We start from the raw sequence: 22,532 nt of genomic DNA, 5'->3' as shown, positions 1-22,532 counted from the left end.
TTTTAATACTGAGAGATTAGCGCACTCTGTTGGCGCTGTGTTCGCGAATCGCGTTGCGACACAGCACAATACCGCAGCCGATTAACCCGCCGAGAAGGACAGAAAGCACCAGCACCAGCGCGCGTTTCGGACTGTCACGGCGCAGGGGTTCGGTCGGCTTCATTACATAGCGATACGCATGCAGTGAAGATTCGTCGATTTTAAGCTTCGAGATATCCAGCAGGTTTTGTTTAGTCTGGTAATACGCATCACTAAAGACCAGCGGACGCGTCGATTCATTTTTAATCATCGATGAGAGCGCCTCGCTGCCCAACAGGAACAGCGTATCCTGTGTGACTTCCTGCGCCTGCGGCATCTGTGGCGAAGTGACATTCGATTCCTGCGCGAATTTAAGCGCTTCGGCGATCTGCTTGATACGCAGTTCTTTCTGCTCCTGCGCCACTTTCTCCTGCGTCGCAAGCGATTCCTGCAGCTCTTGCTGACGGGCAGTCACGTTATCGGTAAGGTCTTTATTCAGCTCTTTGGCGATTTGCTCATCCACCTGCTGAATGTATTCCGCCAGTTTTTTCTGCGCTGACTGTGCGGTTGCTCCCTGATAAGTCACTTTCAGCGGCAGCGGCTGGCCTTTTACTGCCGTATCGATGGTTAACTGTTCTGGCTCTTGCTGGTTTTGCAGCGTTTCAGACAGCGCGGAAAACGCAGAGCTGAAACGCCCCACTACGCGCTGCTGCACGTCGGTGACGTTGGGCGCAGCATTGCCATACAGGATATTCATGGCGTTGTTGTAACTGGCTATCTGACCGGCATCCGGCATGGTCACGATAGCTGTCGATGTCCATTTTTCTTTAGCGACGAAAAGATAAAGTACGGCAAGCACGATCATCACGACGATCGTGGTAATGATAGTGACCTTCCCCCGCCAAAGCTGCGCCAGAAGGTCGAATAAATCGATTTGTTCCTGGTTACTATTGCTGCGGTGAAAAGCGTCACCCTGAAATTCTTTGCTCATAGAGTCCTTATTTGTCATCTAGTTATTATGAGAAAGCCACACCCGCCTTGAGTGTAGATGCAAGGCATTATAATTGCATAGCCAGGCGCAAAAGAGAGCTGGGAAAATACTGAAAAACAAGGCGCTTACTGGTTGCTTTTAAGGCAGTGCACGGCTTCTGGTACTGTCATCAGACGTAAAAAAAGCCCGGCGAAACCACCGGGCTTGTCTTTTGAATCAGTAAAACCTTATTCCATCCACTCGGTGTGGAATACGCCTTCTTTATCGGTGCGCTTGTAGGTATGCGCCCCAAAGTAGTCACGCTGTGCCTGAATCAGGTTCGCTGGCAGTACCGCAGAACGGTAGCTGTCGTAGTAAGCGATAGCGGCGGAGAAGGTCGGAGTCGGGATACCGTTCTGTACGGCATACGCCACAACATCGCGCAACGCCTGCTGATAGTCATCAGCGGCTTTCTTGAAGTACGGCGCCAGCAGCAGGTTCGCGATGGACGGATTCTCTGCGTAGGCGTCAGTGATTTTCTGCAGGAACTGAGCACGAATAATGCAGCCCGCGCGGAAGATCTTCGCGATTTCGCCGTAGTTCAGATCCCAGTTGTACTCTTCAGACGCAGCGCGCAGCTGAGAGAAGCCCTGCGCGTAAGAGACGATTTTACCGAGGTACAGCGCGCGGCGGACTTTCTCGATAAATTCGCCTTTATCGCCTGCGAACGGTTTCGCCTGCGGGCCGCTCAGCACTTTGGATGCCGCGACGCGCTGCTCTTTCAGAGAGGAGATATAACGCGCGAATACCGATTCAGTAATCAGGGACAGCGGTTCGCCGAGATCCAGCGAGCTCTGGCTGGTCCACTTACCAGTACCTTTGTTGGCTGCTTCGTCCAGAATGACGTCAACCAGGTAGTTACCGTCTTCATCTTTTTTGGTGAAGATATCTTTGGTGATATCGATAAGGTAGCTGCTGAGCTCGCCTTCGTTCCACTCAGCGAAGGTTTTCGCCAGATCTTCGTTAGACAGGTTCAGACCGTGCTTCAGCAGGGAATAGGCTTCTGCAATAAGCTGCATATCGCCGTATTCGATACCGTTGTGCACCATTTTCACATAGTGACCCGCGCCGTCTGGCCCGATATAAGTCACGCACGGTTCACCTTCCGCTACGGCCGCGATCTCTTTGAGGATCGGCGCAACCAGCTCGTAAGCTTCTTTCTGGCCGCCAGGCATGATGGACGGGCCTTTCAGGGCGCCCTCTTCGCCACCGGAGACGCCGGTGCCGATAAAGTTAAAGCCTTCTTCGGAAAGTTCACGGTTACGACGGATGGTGTCCTGGAAGAAGGTGTTACCGCCATCAATAATGATGTCGCCTTTTTCCAGATAAGGCTTCAGGGAGTCGATAGCCGCATCAGTACCGGCACCTGCTTTCACCATCAGCAGGATACGGCGCGGGGTTTCCAGCGACTCGACAAATTCCTGAACGGTATAATAAGGAACCAGTTTTTTGCCCGGATTTTCGGCAATCACTTCTTCAGTTTTGTCACGAGAGCGGTTGAATACGGAGACGGTATAACCACGGCTTTCAATGTTGAGCGCCAGGTTGCGCCCCATGACTGCCATACCGACGACGCCGATCTGTTGCTTGGACATTACATACTCCTGTCAGGTGTGGTCACCGCGACTTGTGCGCGGGTGTTATGTAGCTACGATGTTAACTCATAGATAGCGAATTTGAATAGAAATTGATAACAGCAAAGTTATAACTGAGCGAAGAATGCTCATTGGTAAACCTTATCGTTCCAGGGCATTCCGAATAGGATTTCAAAGTTAATAAAGTCAAAACATTTATAATTAAAAAGTGCATTAGCTACTTTTAGTGACGCCATGTTTTTTTACTGCTCGAACAACATAGAATGAAAAATACCATGCTGCCTTTATAGAATTAAATTTAAGGTAAGTTCTGTAAAACGACCATTGTGATGAAAGAATTTTTATCTTATTTGAAGAAAGACTTTCATGTCCCTCTCTATAAAACGCAAGTTCTTCTGGTAAACACCAGGCATAATCAATTTTTTCTAGTATTTTTAGCCATAAAGCCATATCCTGGCGTTTGCGAATTTCAGGCATATAAACCTTACCAAGCTTTTGAGCATCATATATCGCAGTTAGGCATCCTATAACATTGGATTTTAAAAGCTCAGAATAGTTAACTCGTGCTGGAGGATTGATATGGCCTATTACGTTACCTTTCTGATTGATTTTTTTATATGCAGTGTAAGTCAATGCATAGTTGTTGTTAAGCATGAAGGCTACTTGTCTGGACAGTTTTTCCGGATGCCACATATCATCACTATCCAAAAAAGCAATAAAGCGCCCTTTAGCATTTTTAATACAATTATTACGGGATATACCAGCGCCTGAATTCTTATCATTGAAAAATAGTTTTATTCGTGGTTCTTTATTAGCAAACTCTTTTAACAAACGGATAGTGCCATCACTCGAACAATCATCAGTTATGATTAATTCCCAGTTGGTATAGGTTTGCCTAATGATTGAATTTATACTATCAGCGATAGTTAACTCAGAATTCCAGCTAGGCATAATAATTGATACAAGATTACTCATCATTTCTTTTATAATTGCCTCTAAAAGAATTCAAATCAAGATTAAAATAATTCATAGCGTTTAAAAATTGTTGCGTATTCTGATCGTTTAGTACGTTTATCTTCTCGAGGCCTTTTGTGAAGCCAGTGATAATCGGTGTAAAATGCGTACTGTCATCATTGATCAAAATAGCGTTATATCCGCGAGCTGTAGTTAGCGCTTTATACCAAATATCATCGGCATAGGGACACAGTTTATTTATCGCCTCGTAATCGGCTACACGTGCGTCGAGCGAATCTCTAGGATAACACACGCCTGATACACCTGTGGGAAGTAACTCATTGCCTGTTATTTCTTTTCTTCGCGCAAGCGGCCAGACTGGATAAGCGACGAGACTACCTGCATCGTTAAACAGAATAGCACGGCCTCTGTAACAGTAAACAGCATCAGGATTATCATTTATATTAGATTTAAAACCATCGATCCAATTTGTTGGGTAAAATACGTCGTCGTCAGCGGTAATATAGAAATCGTAATCAGGATAATAACCAGGTACAAAAGAAAGTTTTTTATAAGATCTAACATCATTATCTACAAAAACTATTTCCAGCCCTCGCTTTTGCTGTCGGGATAAAATCCATCTGGCTATTCCCTGAGGTTTATCCTTTTTATGTAACCACAATACTATTTTTGCAGGGCGAACGTGTTGATGCAAGATACTCTCAATTGTCAAGAAAACGAAATTCTTACGTAAACCATAGCTAGTTAGCGTTACTAAAAATGTCGAATTTTTGTCAACCCCAGATGATTGAGAAAAAATTGCTCTGAAAAAGTAATATATGCTTTTTTTTATTGACTTGCATAACAGTATAATTTTTTTATCGAGTCTCATCGTAACTTTCCCCAGAGAATAAAGTTATATTTCTGAACTTTATTTTCCTTTCAAAGATAGTATAAAAAATCAAAATTAAAACAGTAACTTCAAACGGCATTAACAGGTAGTAGTAGTAATCAAACCAACTAAAAAAAAGAAACGACGTAATAAACGTATATATAATTAAAAAACATTGACTACGCTTCGCAAACCACAGCAATAAATATATGCAGAAAAACATGAAGAAATAGAAAACATATGCATAATACCCTCCGGCCAGCAACAGAGTACCCCATAGCGTTGGAACATTTCCAGTCGTACCAGTAATTTTATTAATTACGACAAAATACTTTGGGAGCGTTAGGTTTATCAAGTCGTCATTTAGTATCACATTGATTATATTGACCGGACCGGAAAAAAGCCCAAGAATGTCGCTTGGTATAAATGCATTATATAAACCATCAGAAATGTATACAGAAAATGTTAGAAGTCCCGAATAAAGATAGCCAAAGAAATGAATCATTATTTCTATTAATACAGTATTATAATCAACGTTTTCAGAACCTTCTCTAAAAAAAACCTTCATAAAATAGACTGAGAAAAATAAAGAAACGAGTAAAAATGCCAAAATCAGCGAAATAAACAAGAACTTTCTAATAGAGAGCTTTATATATCCAGCAACTATAGAGTACCAAAACATCCATACAAGCGGGATCATTACCCAATATTTAACTTGCTTCATAAATAAAAGCACAAGCACAAAAACTAGCAGTAAGAAAACGGATTTGGTTCTTTTAGAGTAATATGCTTTTAGCAAAAATGGTATTAAAGCAACCAGGATAGCAAAAAAATGACCCGCGATGCCATAAGTGAGAGTCCCCTCAAAATCATCGCTTACAAAAGATCCAACCTCACTCCATCCTTTATAAATAAAAAAACAACATATAAGAGAAACCACTACTGTTATATTTATTATATTTTTCCGAATTTTGAGTCCGTAATATTTATCTGTCACACGAGTATTAAGAACAGTGCCTTTGCTAAGAAATGACATCCCAAATGCACAGCTTAGACTTGCAAAAAGCCCGACAACATAAAATGTTGTTATAAAAAAGTAAACATTTGACTCTACAGGTAAAAAACCAAGAGACTCGCCTATGGCAGCATGTATAAACAATATTACATATATACCGATAACAGAAATCATTGAAGGCGTGATTTTTCGCCATATAAAATAATCAAGACACGAACCGAAAAACAAAGACACAACAAATAAATAAAACATATTTACACCAATTTTTATAAAAGTAGATGCAATATAATTTAGATTGCATCTTTTTTAGTAAAGTTAATGATATGTCGCCTAATCTTCCGAACAATATAAATAGGTCTTAAGCTTAAATGGATGACATCCAGCGATCTCGACAAAAAGCTGACTTTATTCCCGGTTAACTTTGCAATTAACTTCTTTCCATATAATAATGTTAGAGCATCCAGTTTTAGCGCTTTATAATATATACCTTCGATATCGTTAATTTTAAACATCTTGTCGATATTAATCAGATCGTTCAAAAAGTTATAGTTAACATAACGGTGAGAATGTTTCGATGCAGAATTTGCCACACGGTAGTACACTGTAATCGCTTTCAAAAAATACAGTTTGTAGCCCTTTTTAGTGAAGCGAAGCCACAATGGTAAGTCTTCAATCGTGCTGAAACTTTCGTCAGCATAACCAACATCAATTAGAGCTGAACGACGTATAAATGATGCAGGTGCAATATTGAAGCTTTTAAATCTTAAATAATTATATTGTTGTTCAGCATCCAGGCTAAAAAAAGGCATATTATATGGCTCAGGAGTTATTTTTTTTATCCGTCCGAACCATTTCATTTGACTAAATACAATACTACACCCGGAATTATTCTGAATATATTCCATGTTTTTATCAATGCAATCAGTACTTAGAAGATCATCTGCGCCTATTGTTTTTATCCATTCAGATGTGCAGGATTGCCAGCCAACATTACAATTTTTAGAAACGCCCTGATTGATAACATTTTTTTTGAAAACAACCTTTGAAAATTTTGATGCGTTTTTAGTAATCCAGTTTTCAACAACGATTGTCGTGTCATCAGTAGAAGCATCATCTGATATGATAAGCTCTATATTAGCAGGCCCATAACTTTGATTTAAAATACTATCTAAAGTTTCTACTATAGTTTTCGCTGAGTTATAAGTAACAATTACTACTGAAACAACATCTTTCATTATTGCCTATCCTGGTTAATTATTCTTTTTAAATTACCATATACAAAGATAAAGTATAAAATGTAATTCAATAAGTATCCCCAATTTGCACCATTAACTCCCAGATGCGAAATCATAATCCAACTTATTAACACGAATGTTGTGGAAAAAAATATTTCAGAAAACACGAACCAGCGAGTAGCGCCTCTGGCTAACATCGGAAAAGCATATAGCCACGCCAGGATTTTGATGACGTCCCCCACAAGTTGAACGCTGAATAAGTCTCTCGCAGGTTGAAAATCGCTTGTAAAAAGTAAAAATATAGCGACATCGCGAAGCAAATAAACTAACAACGCTAAAATAATAACCACAGGAAGAATAACTTTTGCTGTTTTATTTATTTCCCACCGTATCTCAACACCACTCTTCAAGCTTGCAAGTTGAGGCAAATAATATGTACTCAATGCCATAGTAATAATGGCAAGATAAACTTCAGAGATTTTCCATACCGCTTGCCATTGTCCTGTCGCACTCCAACCCACTTCGGAAATTAATATATTTCTTATCAGAATCAATGCAATCGGAGTAGTGATGGCGGATGTAACTGCCATCACTACATAGCCTCCAATTTCTTTTCTATAAGACGAAGATGAGCGGCCAAGCCATAATTTAACTTTAAACCAAGGCTCCTTTATACAAGCAAAAAAAACGACTAGTCCGGCAATCGATGTATTAAGTGATGCAGCAACAAAAGCACCTTTAATATGATAAAAATGAATCATCATAACCATTAATACAGTCGATATTGTTACGGAAATAAACCCTAGCGATACATATTTTTTATAGTGTTTCTGTCCGTTAATAACAGAAATAAATGCCGTATTTATTATTGACAATGGAAGAACTAAACAACCTAATAGTACAACCCAATAATAATCAATAGTATTGAATAGAAATTGAGAAATAGGTTTGCTAAATAATAATACGGTGCCCAGCACTAGCAAAAATATAGAAAATGCCCACTGTAAGGACGCCTGCCACCATCCTGAACATCTTTTATAACCTTCAGTGTGCTTTTCAGCCGTATAGCGAACCACCCCATTCCCTACGGGTGCAGTCACAACACCATTAAGCCCAGCAATCACACTTTGTACCTGCCCAAGCATAGCCATTCCAGTAGGCCCCGTATATATAGCAACGACCTTAGCTATCGCAAAACCACTTAACATTTTGAAGAATGTCAGTAAGGCTGTAAAAGCAGTAACAGAGATGATTTTACTCATGCCTTATACTCATTCATGCACTGAATAACATAATCCACCTCGTACTGAGACATATTTGGATCCATTGGCAAAGAAAGTACTTCACGATGTATTTTTTCTGTAACAGGAAGATTAAGACTATTATATTCACTGTAAGCCCTCTGCTTATGAGGGGGAACAGGATAATGTATTAGCGTATCAATATCTTTCTTATGTAAGTATTCTTTCAATGCATCTCTTTGCGCACAGCGAACGACAAATAGATGCCAGACATGATTCACACTTTCATTTACAGTGGGAAGTATTATTTCTTTATTATTTATGCCTAAAAGATATTGGGAGGCAATTCTTCTGCGAGCATCTATTTCGCTATCTAAATGAGGTAATTTAACTCGAAGCATTGCAGCCTGAATTTCATCTAGTCGGCTATTGCATCCCTGATAAATATTTTCATATTTTTTGTGAGATCCATAATTCCTGAGTGCCACTAATGCTTCTTTTAGTTCATCGTTGTCAGTCGTGATGATCCCACCATCGCCTAATGCACCTAAATTTTTACCGGGATAAAAACTAAAGGCGGATGCATGACCCCAGGCACCAGCTTTTTTATCTCCAAGCATCGCCCCATGCGCTTGCGCTGAATCTTCTAAAACCAATATTCCTTTTTTATTTGCGAATCTACAGATCTCATCCATTGGGTTGATACATCCATAGAGATGAACAGGAATGATTAATTTTACATCCTGCGTATAACTTCTTTCGATTTGATCTAGCGTTAAATTAAAAGTGTAAGGATCTGGCTCTGTAAGAACAGGCGTTAAATTATTTTCGGTGATCGCTAATACTGAAGCTATATAGGTATTTGCAGGGACAATAACTTTGTCACCGTCCTTAAGTTTTCCTAATAGCTTCCATGCCTTTATAGTAAGGACTAATGCATCCAGTCCATTTGCAACCCCGATGGCATGTTTTGTACCACAATAGGTAGCAAATTCATTTTCAAAATTAGCTACCTGTTGGCCATTGATATACCAACCAGAATCGATCACGTTTTCCAATGCCTGCATCAATTCGGTTTTATATTTTTCGTTTATTTTTTTTAAATTTAAAAAGTTAATCATAATAACTCCATTTCATAAAAATCATGTACAACCGCTCTGGCGCCGAAACCTTCTTTTTGAGCGATTAATCCAGTATTGAGGTATTGTCCTGCGTTTTCAGTTGATATACCAAAACTTAGATATTTTTTCTCAGTATAAATGTCATTGATTAACGTAAATAATATATAATCTAGTGCGCCTATTTGCCGACCTTGCTGTGTATTGGCCATATATTGTGTATGAATAATATGTCCGTAATCGTAGACCAGAACCCCAGCGAGCCACTGCTCATCCTGCATGGCGGCATAGAGTTTAATATTATGCGGAAATGAGTTTTTTAATTGTTCAAGTTCTGTGATGCTATGTACAGGGCATGCACCAAATTTTGCCAGAACCTCTGAAAGTATTTGATGGAATTTTTTCAAGTCAGACGATTCACAGATCTCCACATTATTTTTTTGTGCTTTAACAATGGTATTCTTACGGGAATCTGAAAGTTTAGGTCTGTTAAAGAGATCAATTACGCTTGAAACGTCTCTGCGGATTAATTTTGCAGAATTTCTGAATAATGCGTATAAATCTTCCTGGGCAGGATACTTTGTAAAAGGATGAGGTATAGCTTTATAAACAACCTTTTTAATACCTTTGTTTTTATAATGTTTATTTATAAGTTCAAATATTTCTAAAACATCCGCTGCATGTAATTCTGGCAGCATAATCAAACCGCCAAAAGTTAATCCTTGGTGGCTATAAATGGTGTCATTCACACGGTTAGCAGGGAAAAGTGCGACAGCTTTACTTTTTTTATATATCATTAAAGAACTATCTTCAAATCGCGCTTCATGATATTTAAAATAATCTATCTCAAAAAGGAAAAGGCCGTTTTTAGCATTTTCGACCACTTGATTCCAATCATTATATTTACTTTTTTCAAGTTCACATATCGAAAGCATCTAAATTACCTTTTCCATAAAAATCACATTACTTTCAGATTTACTAATTACAAAACCAGATTTATGGTAAGCCTTGATAGCTCTGGGATTCAATTCACTGACTTTCAAGTATAGCTTTTTCACCCCACATTTATTGGCAATACATTCGATTTCTTCTATAACGATTTTGCCAATTCCTTTACCCCATAAATCCTTCTCGCCTATATAACCCCAGTATTCTGCGATATCGTTTTTGATGTTTTTTAACCCGGCAACACCAATTTTTCTCGTCCCTAATTGAATACCAAATATCAAATAATCTTTTCTTTCCTTTAGGGAATGAAAAAATTGTAATTGCTGCTCACGAGTAAAATCACTGGTTAAAGTTAATTTTTTTATTTCCGGATCCTGCAGCCATATCCAGCTAAGATCTAAAAACTCACGGTCATAACTAGTTAAAGTTATTCTATCCATTGGTTACCATTTTTTTAAATAGTGAATAATCCCGAATATAGTCAGATTCATCATAATGACTATCAGCAAGTATAAGTAGAACGCAATCAGGAGAAAAATCTGACATTTCTCGCCACATAAAAGAATCAATGTAAAGACCTTGAGAAGGCGAATCCAGAACGATTTCTACTCGTTCTTTACCATCATCAAGTTTAAATCGACACGATCCTTTTATTGCAATAGCCACTTGCTTTAACCTTTGGTGCGCATGGAATCCGCGGCTTACGTTTTCTTTAGTATTAAATAAATAATAAACACGTTTTATTGCAAAAGGGATGTTCTTTTCATCTTCAAGCGATACCAAACTGCCTCGTTCATCACCATGCGTCTGAAGTGGAATTAGTTTAATATCCATATTATTCTCCTTTTTTTAATAGTTGTAGTAGGTAATGGCCATAGTCATTTTTACATAAACGTTGCCCAATATCTTCTAACTCAATATTACTCAGCCATCCATTTCGCCAGGCTATTTCCTCAGGACAAGCAACCATCATTCCCTGACGCTTCTGTACCGTCTCAACAAAACTTCCAGCTTCGATGAGACTATCGTGTGTTCCAGTATCAAGCCAGGCGAAACCACGCCCTAAGAGCTCTACACTAAGGCTCTGCTTATTTAAATAAACTTCATTGACTGAGGTAATTTCTAATTCACCTCGCTCGGAAGGGCGAATAGATTTAGCAATCTCCAAAACGTCATTATCATAAAAATAAAGGCCAGTGACCGCCCAGTTAGACTTAGGATTCTTTGGTTTTTCTTCGATAGAGATCGCTTTAAATTGCTCATCAAATTCAACAACACCAAAGCGCTCTGCGTCTTTTACCTGGTAAGCAAAAATCGTCGCACCACTTTTTTGAGCAGCCGCTGACTTGAGTTTAGGGCTAAAACCTTGCCCAAAGAAAATATTATCGCCAAGAACCAAACAAACCGAGTCGTTACCAACGAAATGACGACCTATTATAAACGCCTGTGCAAGCCCATCGGGAGATGGTTGAACAGCATATTGAATATTGATCCCAAACTGGCTGCCATCTCCAAGTAAACGCTGGAAACTCGCGTTATCATCACTAGTAGTGATTATTAAAATATCCTTAATACCGGCCAGCATGAGGACTGATAGAGGATAATAAATCATAGGTTTATCGTATACAGGAAGTAACTGTTTAGAGATACCTATAGTAATTGGATAAAGACGAGTTCCGGACCCACCTGCCAGGATAATTCCTTTCATTTTTCACTCAACCCTAAATGCTTACATTGATAGGTTCGGTTCTTAATGCTGTTCACCCACTCTTCATTATTAAGATACCAGTACACAGTTTTACAGATGCCAGACTCGAAGGTTTCCTGTGGTCGCCAGCCTAATTCCCGGCTGATTTTATCTGCATCAATGGCATAACGACGGTCATGCCCTGGTCTGTCGGCAACATAGGTTATCTGTTCACGATAAGACGTCGCTTTAGGTTTAATCTCATCCAGCAGGTCACAAATAGTCAGTACGACATCAAGATTCTTTTTCTCGTTATGTCCGCCGATATTATAGGTTTCGCCGATCTGCCCCTGCGTGACTACGGTATAGAGCGCACGCGCATGGTCTTCAACATATAACCAGTCGCGAATTTGGTCGCCTTTGCCATATATCGGCAACGGTTTACCTTCCAGCGCGTTAAGGATGACCAGCGGAATCAATTTTTCGGGGAAGTGATACGGGCCATAGTTGTTAGAGCAGTTGGTTACCATCGTCGGCAAACCATAGGTGCGTAACCACGCACGCACCAGATGATCGCTTGAGGCTTTTGAGGCGGAATACGGGCTGCTTGGCGCATAGGCAGTTGTTTCAGTAAAGAGCGGCAGCGCCGCGCTCTCATGCCATTCATCAGGATGTGGCAGGTCGCCATAAACTTCATCGGTAGAGATATGGTGAAAGCGGAAAGCCGCCTTGCGCTGCTCATCCAGTGAAGACCAGTAAGCGCGCGCCGCTTCGAGAAGGGTATACGTGCCGACGATATTTGTTTCGATGAAATCTGCCGGGCCGCTGATTGAGCGATCAACATGACTTTCTGCAGCCAGGTGCATGACCGCGTCAGGCTGGTGCTCTTTAAATACACGATCGAGCGCAGCGCGGTCACAGATATCAACCTGCTCAAATGCATAGCGTTCACTGTTTGCCACAGAAGCAACAGATTCAGGATTGCCTGCATAGGTAAGCTTATCAAGATTAACTACCCTGTCCTGGGTATGGTTAATAATATGGCGTACTACAGCGGAGCCAATAAATCCGGCACCGCCGGTCACTAATATCTTCACAGTGAGTTATCTCTTATATGTGGATATTTTGAGAGGAATGATAATTAACACGTTGTCGCTGTGAGCATGACGTTATCGAGGTTTTAACGCTCTATATGGATAAATATTAAGCATTTTTCCAGCAGCCTGTTCAACAATGCTACCGCCCCTGGCTCAATAGCTACCAGTGCACTACTTTATACAAAACTTTTGAAATCAGCTAATTAGCTTTTTTGACGGGATAGTCGATCTCGGTAACTATTTTGGATTATGGCCCCGTCACAGCGCTTGCACCAAAAAAACAAAACGGCAGCGAGTCCGTCGAGTATAAATGCTTATCAACCCGAATGCTCAACTGCCGTTTTATCAAAGGCTATCCTGCCTGTATAGCGTTCTGCAGAGAACGGCTGGCTTATGCCAGCAGTTTCTTAATGCTCTCGCGGAACTTCTGCCCTTCTTTCAGGTTACGCAGGCCGTAATTGACGAACGCTTTCATGTAACCCATTTTCTTACCGCAATCGTAGCTTTCGCCGGTCATCAGCATCGCTTCAACAGGCTGATTCTCCTTCAGACGAGCGATAGCATCGGTCAGCTGGATACGTCCCCAGGCGCCCGGTTCGGTTTTGGCAAGCTCTTCCCAGACATCGGCAGAGAGCACATAGCGCCCGACCGCCATCAGATCAGAATTCAGCGTCTGCGGCTGGTCCGGTTTCTCGATGAAATCAACGATACGGCTGATTTTGCCTTCAGTATCCAGCGGATCCTGAGTAGTTATCACTGAATATTCAGAGAGATCGCCTGCCATACGCTTCGCCAGCACCTGGCTGCGGCCATTTTCCTGGAAGCGCGCAATCATAGCGGCCAGGTTATAACGCAGTGGGTCAGCAGAAGCGGCATCAATAATAACATCCGGCAGCACGACAACAAACGGGTTATCGCCGATAATCGGACGCGCGCACAGAATAGAGTGGCCAAGGCCCAGCGGCTGCGCCTGACGCACGTTCATGATGGTCACGCCCGGCGGGCAGATAGACTGCACTTCCGCAAGAAGTTGGCGCTTCACACGCTGTTCAAGCAGCGCTTCGAGTTCGTAAGAGGTGTCGAAGTGGTTCTCAACCGCGTTCTTGGAGGAGTGGGTAACCAGCACAATTTCCTTGATCCCTGCCGCTACGATTTCGTCGACAATGTATTGAATCATCGGTTTGTCGACAATCGGCAGCATCTCCTTTGGAATCGCCTTGGTGGCAGGCAGCATATGCATGCCGAGCCCTGCGACGGGAATAACTGCTTTCAAATTAACCATCTCTTTCCACCTCTAAATGTTTGTTATCTTGAATTTGGTCAATCACAGCCGTGTGACCTAAATGCGTATTTCACGGCTGTCATTCTGTGATTTTCAGATACCTGATAACATAAGAACTGACTTAACTCTTAATTGGGCTCAGAGAATTCGGAAAACAGCCAAAACGATTTTCAGAGCGTCCCTTACACACAAATAAAATGCAGATTTTACGTTCGTCACTGAGCGCTTTTTACTCAGAAACAAACGTAATATCGTCCTGTTTCACAGCAACAAACTCATATTGTAATGTGCGATCGAGCCCTTCTGAGAGCGTGTAGGGCGCGATGAAACCTGACTGATGCACTTTAGTCGCGTCAAACTGGGTAGTTGCACAGAACTTTTTAACACGGACGGCACTGACAGCATACTTCTTACCAGTGATTTTGCTAAGGATATCAAAGCAATAACCACCTAACATACCGAGCGGATAAGGAAGATGTACTGAAGGGATCTTTTTATCGAGACTCTTCTCTACCTCTGCAACTAGCTGATTCATATTGAGATCAGGCTTATCGACATAATTGTAAACCTGATAGCCGGGCATGACATTTTTCAGTTTCCAGGTAATAAACTCAACGATATTCCCTACATAAGCCATTGATTTGTAATTATTACCTGCGCCAACCATAGCAAAGCGACCACTGGCTATCTGTTTGAGTAAATTATAGACGTTGCCACGGTTACGCTCGCCAAAAATGACGGTCGGACGAATTATCGTTAAAGAACGGGTATCCGGCGCGCGGTTAAACCATTCACGCAAGACTTCTTCAGCCTGCCATTTGCTTTTGCCGTAATGATTGAAAGGGTCAACCGGGTGGTTTTCATCCGGGTTCTTTTTATTGAGGCCATACACCGCTACAGAACTGGTGAAAATGATATTTTTGATGTTGTGCTTATCCATCGCGTCAAGCACGTTACGGGTGCCTTCAACATTAACATCATAGTACAGCGAGGTAGGGCTGACATCATCACGATGCTCTGCGGCCAGCAACACAACGGTCGAACACTCGCTAAGCTGCTTCTCCAGAGAAGCTTTATCGCGCACATCACCTGCTACCGTGATAGCGGGATAGAAGTGGCTGTTTTGCTTATCAAAATTCGTAATATCGAAGTCAGACAGTGCCCTTTCAATCAGTCTGGTGCCGACAAACCCAGACGCGCCGATAAAAATCACCTTCTCTTTCATATCCTGCCCGATGCGTTAGTGACTGCTTCAATAAAAAACTGAAAGCGCCATCCTCTTATCTCAGGAAGCGTCTTTCAGTTAATGAGATTCCCTTATTAATTTGAGGAAGTATAAGCTTTTGCAGCCGGATCGCCAGTATCAAATCGCGTGACTTTGCACAGAAAATACGCATCTGGCATCGTACGATCGGCACTTTATTACATCCGGCATGCGGTTTAGCGTGTCCTTTGCGGCAGCGCAAAATTCAGCATTTGCGTATTCACGTGCTGATGATCCACGCGGTCAATATCGACCGAACTCTGCCCTTTCTCGTTCACCGCCTGAATGTTGGCAAGCGACAGCAGCGTGTCGTCTGTGGCCATAAAACGGCCGCGTACGTCTTTGCGCAGATCAAATTGCATCTTCAGCGCGGGGCCTACGGACGACTCCTGCATCACTTTGACGTTACGCACAAACAGGTGTTGCGGCTTGTTGTGCAGCTCAAGCGTCGCGCGCTGCATATCGACGTTCGTGATAGCGACAAACGAGGTCGTGTTACCGGATGAGATCTGAATGCCGCGCAGCTTATAAGGCAGGTTACGGTTATCCATATGGATATTGTTCAGCTTGAAGTTCTGCGGAATCGACAGGTAATTCCCTTTGATAACGCCGTAGCCGATCAGCATCCCGGCGCTGTTCACCATCGTCACGTCATCGATAAGAAAGTTATCGCAGCCATAAATCGCGACCGTCGCGTTATCGATGCCCGCGGTTTTGCTGAAGTCCGGCGTGATGTTTTTCGCTTTCACATTACGAATGACGAAATGCTTGCCGTTCTCCACGTGCACCAGCTGGCGGCAGTTACTGCCGGTAATGTTCGCCACCACGAAGTTCTTCACCGCCTGGCTTTCCGGGTAGGCGTTATCGTAGGTGCTGCCCGCAAGGCCAATGCCGATGCCCCAGTTGATTTTGCCGTTGGTGCAGTTGATCTGGTCGAGAACGTGGTCGGAGATAAGAAGCTCCGAATCATTAATCGCCACGTTCCATTCGATGGCGTCGCCCTGGAGACGTTCAAAGCGTCCGTTAGTGATACGCACGTTGCGCAGTTCGTTATGAAAACCCTGGCGCAGAATGCCGTAGTTGGCGTCGTGGATGTAGATATCGTCGATCACGAGATCCTGCATCTTCTGCGGCTTTTTGCCGCCGATGTAAATCTGCATGACCGGGCCAAAACCGCTCATCTCGATGCCTTTAATGGCCACCTGCGAGCCGCGCACGTCGAGAATGATGTTATGCAGACGCCCTTTTTTCTCGCCCAGGATCTGGCAGCCGTCCTGGAGAATAAAGCGCCCTTTGCCGTTGCCTTTGAGTGCGCCGAGCACCCGCAGGGTTTTCCCGGCTGGCATAAACACCGGGCTGTTAATGTTGTCGCAGGTGAGGCTTTCGGGCACTTCCACGGTCTGCGCTTCACTAAAAGCAAGCTTGAACGCCTGCGGCCAGTTGTCCTTGTAGAAGTCAGCAACATTGACGGTCTTGCCGCCCGTGACGGCCTGGGCGGCGCGGCTGTGCAACAGCGGCATCAGCGCCGCAGCGGCGCTGGCCTGCACAAAAGTCCGGCGGGAAAGACGCCCGGACGACATGATTTTACGCATAAAACCTCGGGTTACAGGGTTTGCAGCAGGCCCGCGAGTTCGCGGTAGATGCGCTGCTGGTTAAACTCGGTTTCCACTTTTTCACGGGCGCGGGTCAGCATCGGGCGCAGCGTCTGCTCGTCGATTTCAGCGAAGGCCTGAAGCTTATCCGCCAGCGCGTGCGCGTCGTTTTCCGGCACCAGCCAGCCCGATTTTTCAGCATCGATAAGTTCCGGAATGCCGCTGTGCAGCGTGGAGATAACCGGAATGCCCACGGCCATCGCCTCCATCAGCGCGACCGGAATCCCTTCCATATCGCCATCGACGCCCGTAACGGAAGGCAGCAGGAACAGATCGGCCTCATCGAGCATCGCTTTCACTTCATGGCTCGGCTTAAAGCCCGGCATAAAGACGCAATCTTCCAGGCCATACTGCTCAATCAGCGTATGCAGGCGGCGCTCCCACGGCCCGGTGCCCAGGATGTTGTAACGAAAGTCCACGCCGCGGCCTTTCAGCAGGCGGCAGGCCTCGATCGCCACATGCAGCCCCTTTTTCTCGGTCAGGCGCGCCACAGAAATAATCTCCAGCGGCGTGCCCGGCTGCTTCAGCGGGCGCAGCGAGAATTTCTCCATGTCTACGCCCATGCGCGAGACGGCGATTTTCTCCTGCGGGCAGCCCATCGCTTTCAGGCGTTCGGCCCACAGCTCGCTAATCGGCAGCATCAAATCGCCGCGGCGGAAAAGCTGCTGATACTCCGGCGTGTAGCGCATCAGCACTTCACGGTGCGACACATCGATGCCGTGGAATACGGTGGCGATTTTGCCGTCCAGCACGCCCAGCTTGCGAAGCTTGGCGGCGGTCACGCCCGCCGGGCCGAAGTGCGCGATAAACACATCGGCCTTCAGCGTGCCGGGCACACGTCCGCAAATGGCCGAGAGGATCAGGTTGCGCGCCTCGTCGCCGTAGCGCGCCATATTAAGCGCCCGCCAGGTGCGGGCGTTAAAGAGCCCGCGCGCAGTATGGCTGGCGCGATATTTAAGCTTGGCGGCTTTGCCTTCCGGCTCTTCCAGCAGAAAACGGGTTTTCTGCGCCAGGTTGTATTCAGTGTACGCGGCATGGGTGTTTTTCAGATCGCCCTTCTGCAGCGAGACGATCTCCACCTCATACCCCATGTTGATAAAGCCGACGATCTGGTTCAGGACGAACGTTTCAGAGGCGACCGGGAATTTCAGCAGAAAGAAGCTGACTTTCATCGGGCTCCTCCCGCGCGCATCAGCACGGATTTCACCATCTGATGGCCTTTTTCGCGCTCGGCGGCGACCGCCGTGGCGAGGCGTTCGTTAATCGCCGGCAGCTGGCCGAGGGTGTCGCCTACCATCGCCTGCAACGAGCCGTCCAGCAGGTGGCGGATCTCAATCGCCATCTCTGGCATGCCGAGCTGCTGCATGATGCCCGCGGATTTGTGTTCGTAGTTAATGGCAATCGCCGGCGTCCCGAAGTTCATCGAGATAATCGCCGAGTGCAAACGGGTGCCGACGGTCAGTTCGCATGCGCCGAGAATTTTGCCCATTTCGAGATCGTTCAGTTCATCCATCACCACGTGGAAGCGCGACGGATCTTTCACGAGCTTGCTGAGATTCAGCGCCACCATACGGTCATCTTTGTTGTAGCTGTCGATACCGGTACAAGTAGAGAGCGCCAGCACCTGATAGCCTTCGTCGATGATACGGTTCACCACATTGGCGAAAGCCTGTTCGTAGGCCTGCTGGGTAGTGCCGAGACGTTTGTCGAACGGCGCCAGCTCGCGCAGCGTAATCGCCACGGTCTTGTCGCGTGCCGCCACGTCCAGCCAGTGCTGCACCGCGTAGCTCGCGACGAAATCGTCATTGTGATGCTCAACCAGCCAGGCGGTATCGACGCCCAGTTCCACTTTCGAGGTGTCAATCTGGCCTTTTTTCATCAGATCCAGGCTCACGGTTTCGCGCAGGATCAGCGCGTCGCAATGGCCGAACACATAATTGGCGAGCTGATTAAACTGCGGCTCCTGGAACGGGCCGACGCTGTGGCCCACCATAAACAGCGGTTTTTTCGCCATAAAGGCGCACAGCGCATGTTCGAACTGCGGGGTGCCGTAGAGATCGACGAAGAACGAGCCGCCGACCTGGATAATCGCGTCATAGTTGCCAAGCAGGCCGACGAAATCGGTAAAGCCCTGCGGCAGTGAAATATTGCGCAGTTTGCCGTTGCCGGTCACTTTGGCGAGCAGCACCTGGTGCTGGTAGCGGCGGCGCAGCACTTTCTTCACGCGGCCCATCACGCCCGCCGCGTTGTTAAACTGCTTCATCTGTTTGTAGAGCGGGTCAGGCATGACCTCTCTGTCCAGCAGCCAGGCGGAGCTCACCGGGTAGCGGCTCATCACGTCCACTTCCGCTGAAGGGTCCTGAAGCGCTATCGCATCGATAAGACCGCGCAGGATGGCGCTGTCGCCACGGTTTCCGCAGGTGTGGTTGCCAAGAATGAGTAACTTCATGTTGACCTCTGAAATATACGCTCTCGCTACCCGCTGCACGCTGTCAGCGGGGCTCGCGCATCAATAATTTTTAACGGGATCAGCCTGCACGGAGCAGCATTTTCATTTTATCGTTGCGGCAAAACTGGCGTTTCAGCTCTACCACCAGCGCATTGCGCGACAGCACAATCGTCACGGCGAAGGCCAGTACGCCCGCGGCAATCTGCACCGCCAGCAGCGGCGCGAGCGCCAGATGGCCTTTCAGCGCCACGCCGAGCGCGTAGCTGACCACAAGCGTAGGCAGCGAGAGCCAGAATGGCAGCAGAATGCTCTGGATATACTCGCGGTAGCTGGAGCCCAACACCGGTTTAATCATGATGAAATAGCTCAGCACGGTGTTGATGATCTGCACCAGCAGGAAGCCGAGCGTCACGCCGAGCGCGCCGCCAAGATGCCCGCCCGCGACAATCGCCGGAATAAACAGGAAGGTTTTAAACACGTTGAATTTAAAGCTGATATCCACGCGCGCTTTCGCCATCAGCAGCGAGCCAATCGGGTTGCCGATAGAGCGCAGGAGACCAACAACGCACAGCAGTTGCAGAATCGGCACAATGCTGACCCACTTCTCGCCAAACACCAGCGGCACGAAGTTATTCGAGACCACCATCAGGCCGAGCAGCGCCGGGAAGTTAATGATCCCGACCACCGAGAGCAGCTTGTAGAAATTCACGCGCAGCTTGTCGATGTCATCCTGGATTTTGGCGAACGCCGGGAACAGCACGCGGGTGATAATCGGGTTGAGCTTCATCGGCGGCACCACGGCCACGTTGTACGCGAGGTTATACCCGCCCGCCACCGCCGCGCCGAGGATACGCGCCAGCACCAGCGTCGAGAGATTGGTGTTGACGTAGTTCACCAGGCTGTCAGCCGTCAGCCACGCGCCAAACTTCAGGTTCGAGGAGACTGACGAGAGCGAGAAATGCAGGCCAGGACGGTAAATCTTACGCCCGAAGAACCCGAACAGCGCGGTGCGTACCGCCGTATTAACCAGATAACCGAGGATCGCGGTCATCGCCACCGGCCAGTACTGGGCGGATACCACCGTAAAGGTGAAGCCCGCCAGCACCGAGAAAGTTTCGATGGCGCCAATCTTGTTAAACTCAAGCTCCTTTTGCATCAGCGCGCGGAACTGCTGGCCGTGCGGGATAACCACGAAGGCGAACGCCAGCGTTCTGATAAGCGGTGCCAGATCCGGGTTATGGAGCACGCCCGCGATAAGATCGCTTAACAGAAACACCACGGCGCAGACCACAATCCCCAACCCCACGTTCAGCCAGTAGAGCGTGGTGAGCTCCAGGTTGCTGATGGATTTGCGCTGGATAATCGAGTTCGCAATCCCGAAATCGGAAAGCGTATCGGCCAGCGCGATAATCACAAGGCTAATGGTCAGCAGGCCGAACTGATGGCCATCCATCAGCCGCGCCAGGATGGTCATCTGCACCAGCCCAAGGCTGATGATAATCACCGTCGAAATGGCGGACCACCTGGCACCGCTAATGGTTTTGTCGCGAAGGCTCATGACCCACTACCCTTAATAAGCCGCTTTGTTAACAAAGCCTTTGAACACGGTCAGGAAAACGATTTTGATATCGAGCCATACGCTCCATTCGCGGATGTACTCCAGATCGAACTCGATGCGTTTTTCCATCTTCTCCAGGGTATCGGTCTCGCCGCGCCAGCCGTTGATTTGCGCCCAGCCGGTAATGCCCGGTTTGACTTTATGGCGCAGCATGTAGCCCTGAATTAGCGCGCGATACTGCTCGTTATGCGCCACCGCGTGCGGACGCGGGCCGACAATCGACATCTCGCCGGTCAGTACGTTGATAAACTGCGGCAGTTCATCAAGCGAAGTGCGGCGCAGGAAGTTGCCCACTTTGGTGACGCGCGGGTCGTTCTGGGTCGCCTGCTTCACCACTTTGTCGTTTTCCATCACGCGCATGGAGCGGAATTTCCACACCATAATCGGCTTGCCGTCCATACCGTAGCGGGTCTGGCGGAAGATAATCGGGCCTGGCGAGCTGAGCTTCACGGCAACCGCGATACAGCACAGCACCGGCGAAATCAGCAGCAGGATCAGAGACGCCAGCACGATATCTTCCAGGCGTTTCAGCACGCGGTTGATGCCGGAGAGCGGCGTGTCATACAGCGGCACTACCGGCACGCCGTTCACATCGTCAAGGCGCGAGTGCAGAATGTTGAACGTGAACACATCCGGGATCAGCATCACTGAGCAAGTGGTGTCAGAAAGCTCGCGCACGAGTTTCTTCATCTGCGCCTCTTCGCTCATGGACATCGCGATATAGACGTTATGGATTTTGCCCGTGCGGGCGTCTTCCACCAGCTGCTCAAGGTTACCTGCCCAGCCGGTCGGTACGCCGCCCGGTTCCGGATCGTGGTAAATGCCGACGACCTCAAACCCAAGCCACGGTTCGTTGCGAAAGCTGTCGGCGAGTTGCTGGCCTACCGGCTGCGCGCCCGCAATCGCCACGCGACGGGTGTTATAACCGCGATTACGCAGCCAGCCCGCGCCGAAGCGAATCGCCGAACGGCACATCACCATGCCCGCGCCGGTCAGAAGGTACCAGGCCAGATAAACACGGAACGGGCTTTCGAAATCGGGGTTAAAGGCCATCAGACCGGCGCTGAACACCAGGCTCATGGTCCAGTTCTGCAACAGCAGCAGCAGTTCGGTGGAGATTTTTACGCCGCGCCAGGAGCGGTAAAAATCGGTGATCCCGCCAATCATCTGGAACACAACGAGGGTGGTCAGGGCCATCAGCAGATGCATGTAGAAAAACGGCAGCTCATTGATCCTGCACACCACCCACAGTCCGACGAACATAATGGTTATGTCGGAGAATCGTTGCACCAGAGAGATTAACGATGCATTCGTTTTGGCTCGTTCGCGCTTTTTTAGATTTGTCATCGTCGTACCTTCAGGCGCCGTAAGGCGCAGTTAAGCGGCTGCCCTGCCCGGCAGTCCGAAGCCTGCGGGGCGTAAGCGTCGCGGTGTGCG

20 protein-coding genes are annotated in these 22,532 nt (G+C 46.5%); all 20 read right to left on the bottom strand.

Annotated features, from left to right (window positions below; genetic code table 11):
* Nucleotides 1-16: 16 nt before the first annotated feature.
* Nucleotides 17-1,009 carry an LPS O-antigen chain length determinant protein WzzB gene (gene wzzB, locus G6041_RS02320; RefSeq protein ID WP_004387999.1) on the bottom strand — a complete coding sequence of 331 codons (993 nt, stop codon included), beginning with the start codon at nucleotides 1,007-1,009 and terminating at the stop codon, nucleotides 17-19.
* Between the two features lie 227 nt (nucleotides 1,010-1,236).
* Complete coding sequence (gndA, locus tag G6041_RS02315; RefSeq protein WP_004387998.1) at nucleotides 1,237-2,643, bottom strand: NADP-dependent phosphogluconate dehydrogenase; 1,407 nt, start codon at nucleotides 2,641-2,643, stop codon at nucleotides 1,237-1,239.
* 213 nt (nucleotides 2,644-2,856) lie between these two features.
* Nucleotides 2,857-3,621, bottom strand: coding sequence for a glycosyltransferase family 2 protein (locus tag G6041_RS02310; RefSeq protein WP_012124343.1), 765 nt, complete (start codon nucleotides 3,619-3,621; stop codon nucleotides 2,857-2,859).
* The gene (locus G6041_RS02305) at nucleotides 3,611-4,489 is read right to left on the bottom strand and encodes a hypothetical protein (protein ID WP_041460458.1); all 879 of its coding nucleotides are present in this window, start codon (nucleotides 4,487-4,489) and stop codon (nucleotides 3,611-3,613) included. Before G6041_RS02305 ends, G6041_RS02310 begins: the two co-directional genes overlap by 11 nt.
* The gene (locus G6041_RS02300; RefSeq protein WP_041460457.1) at nucleotides 4,476-5,756 is read right to left on the bottom strand and encodes a DUF6337 family protein; all 1,281 of its coding nucleotides are present in this window, start codon (nucleotides 5,754-5,756) and stop codon (nucleotides 4,476-4,478) included. The genes G6041_RS02305 and G6041_RS02300 overlap by 14 nt, the downstream gene beginning before the upstream one ends.
* A 38-nt stretch (nucleotides 5,757-5,794) precedes the next feature.
* A complete protein-coding gene (locus G6041_RS02295) occupies nucleotides 5,795-6,739 on the bottom strand; it encodes a glycosyltransferase family 2 protein (protein WP_012124339.1) in 945 nt (314 codons plus the stop codon).
* Nucleotides 6,739-8,001 (bottom strand): O-antigen translocase, encoded by a 1,263-nt coding sequence (locus tag G6041_RS02290; RefSeq protein WP_012124338.1) that lies wholly within the window; start codon nucleotides 7,999-8,001, stop codon nucleotides 6,739-6,741. The genes G6041_RS02295 and G6041_RS02290 overlap by 1 nt, the downstream gene beginning before the upstream one ends.
* Entirely contained in the window at nucleotides 7,998-9,101 is a 1,104-nt protein-coding gene (locus G6041_RS02285) for a DegT/DnrJ/EryC1/StrS family aminotransferase (RefSeq protein WP_012124337.1), read from the bottom strand. Before G6041_RS02285 ends, G6041_RS02290 begins: the two co-directional genes overlap by 4 nt.
* The gene (locus G6041_RS02280; protein ID WP_012124336.1) at nucleotides 9,098-10,033 is read right to left on the bottom strand and encodes a hypothetical protein; all 936 of its coding nucleotides are present in this window, start codon (nucleotides 10,031-10,033) and stop codon (nucleotides 9,098-9,100) included. The genes G6041_RS02285 and G6041_RS02280 overlap by 4 nt, the downstream gene beginning before the upstream one ends.
* Nucleotides 10,034-10,486, bottom strand: coding sequence for a GNAT family N-acetyltransferase (locus G6041_RS02275; RefSeq protein ID WP_012124335.1), 453 nt, complete (start codon nucleotides 10,484-10,486; stop codon nucleotides 10,034-10,036).
* The gene (locus G6041_RS02270) at nucleotides 10,479-10,880 is read right to left on the bottom strand and encodes a sugar 3,4-ketoisomerase (protein WP_014728540.1); all 402 of its coding nucleotides are present in this window, start codon (nucleotides 10,878-10,880) and stop codon (nucleotides 10,479-10,481) included. The genes G6041_RS02275 and G6041_RS02270 overlap by 8 nt, the downstream gene beginning before the upstream one ends.
* Nucleotide 10,881: 1 nt before the next feature.
* Nucleotides 10,882-11,754 (bottom strand): glucose-1-phosphate thymidylyltransferase RfbA, encoded by an 873-nt coding sequence (gene rfbA / locus G6041_RS02265; RefSeq protein WP_012124334.1) that lies wholly within the window; start codon nucleotides 11,752-11,754, stop codon nucleotides 10,882-10,884.
* The gene (gene rfbB / locus G6041_RS02260; RefSeq protein WP_166491625.1) at nucleotides 11,751-12,830 is read right to left on the bottom strand and encodes a dTDP-glucose 4,6-dehydratase; all 1,080 of its coding nucleotides are present in this window, start codon (nucleotides 12,828-12,830) and stop codon (nucleotides 11,751-11,753) included. Before rfbB ends, rfbA begins: the two co-directional genes overlap by 4 nt.
* Nucleotides 12,831-13,221: 391 nt before the next feature.
* Complete coding sequence (gene galF, locus G6041_RS02255) at nucleotides 13,222-14,112, bottom strand: UTP--glucose-1-phosphate uridylyltransferase GalF (RefSeq protein WP_012124332.1); 891 nt, start codon at nucleotides 14,110-14,112, stop codon at nucleotides 13,222-13,224.
* 229 nt (nucleotides 14,113-14,341) lie between these two features.
* Nucleotides 14,342-15,337 (bottom strand): NAD-dependent epimerase/dehydratase family protein, encoded by a 996-nt coding sequence (locus G6041_RS02250; RefSeq protein WP_012124331.1) that lies wholly within the window; start codon nucleotides 15,335-15,337, stop codon nucleotides 14,342-14,344.
* A 215-nt stretch (nucleotides 15,338-15,552) separates the two neighbouring features.
* Nucleotides 15,553-16,968: a colanic acid biosynthesis protein WcaM gene (wcaM, locus tag G6041_RS02245; RefSeq protein ID WP_012124330.1), complete on the bottom strand. Its 1,416-nt coding sequence runs from the start codon at nucleotides 16,966-16,968 to the stop codon at nucleotides 15,553-15,555.
* 11 nt (nucleotides 16,969-16,979) lie between these two features.
* Nucleotides 16,980-18,200, bottom strand: coding sequence for a colanic acid biosynthesis glycosyltransferase WcaL (gene wcaL / locus G6041_RS02240; RefSeq protein WP_012124329.1), 1,221 nt, complete (start codon nucleotides 18,198-18,200; stop codon nucleotides 16,980-16,982).
* Entirely contained in the window at nucleotides 18,197-19,477 is a 1,281-nt protein-coding gene (wcaK, locus tag G6041_RS02235; RefSeq protein ID WP_007851130.1) for a colanic acid biosynthesis pyruvyl transferase WcaK, read from the bottom strand. The genes wcaL and wcaK overlap by 4 nt, the downstream gene beginning before the upstream one ends.
* 79 nt (nucleotides 19,478-19,556) lie before the next feature.
* Nucleotides 19,557-21,035, bottom strand: a complete 1,479-nt coding sequence (locus G6041_RS02230; RefSeq protein ID WP_012124328.1) for an MOP flippase family protein — start codon at nucleotides 21,033-21,035, stop codon at nucleotides 19,557-19,559.
* Nucleotides 21,036-21,047: 12 nt separating this feature from the next.
* Complete coding sequence (gene wcaJ / locus G6041_RS02225; RefSeq protein WP_004386776.1) at nucleotides 21,048-22,442, bottom strand: undecaprenyl-phosphate glucose phosphotransferase; 1,395 nt, start codon at nucleotides 22,440-22,442, stop codon at nucleotides 21,048-21,050.
* Nucleotides 22,443-22,532 lie beyond the last annotated feature (90 nt).

The sequence above is a fragment of the Cronobacter sp. HA18003 genome (assembly GCF_011605905.1).
Classification (GTDB): domain Bacteria; phylum Pseudomonadota; class Gammaproteobacteria; order Enterobacterales; family Enterobacteriaceae; genus Cronobacter; species Cronobacter sakazakii.
Note: the sequence above shows the minus strand (reverse complement) of the source record. Positions and strands in the feature narration are given on the sequence as shown.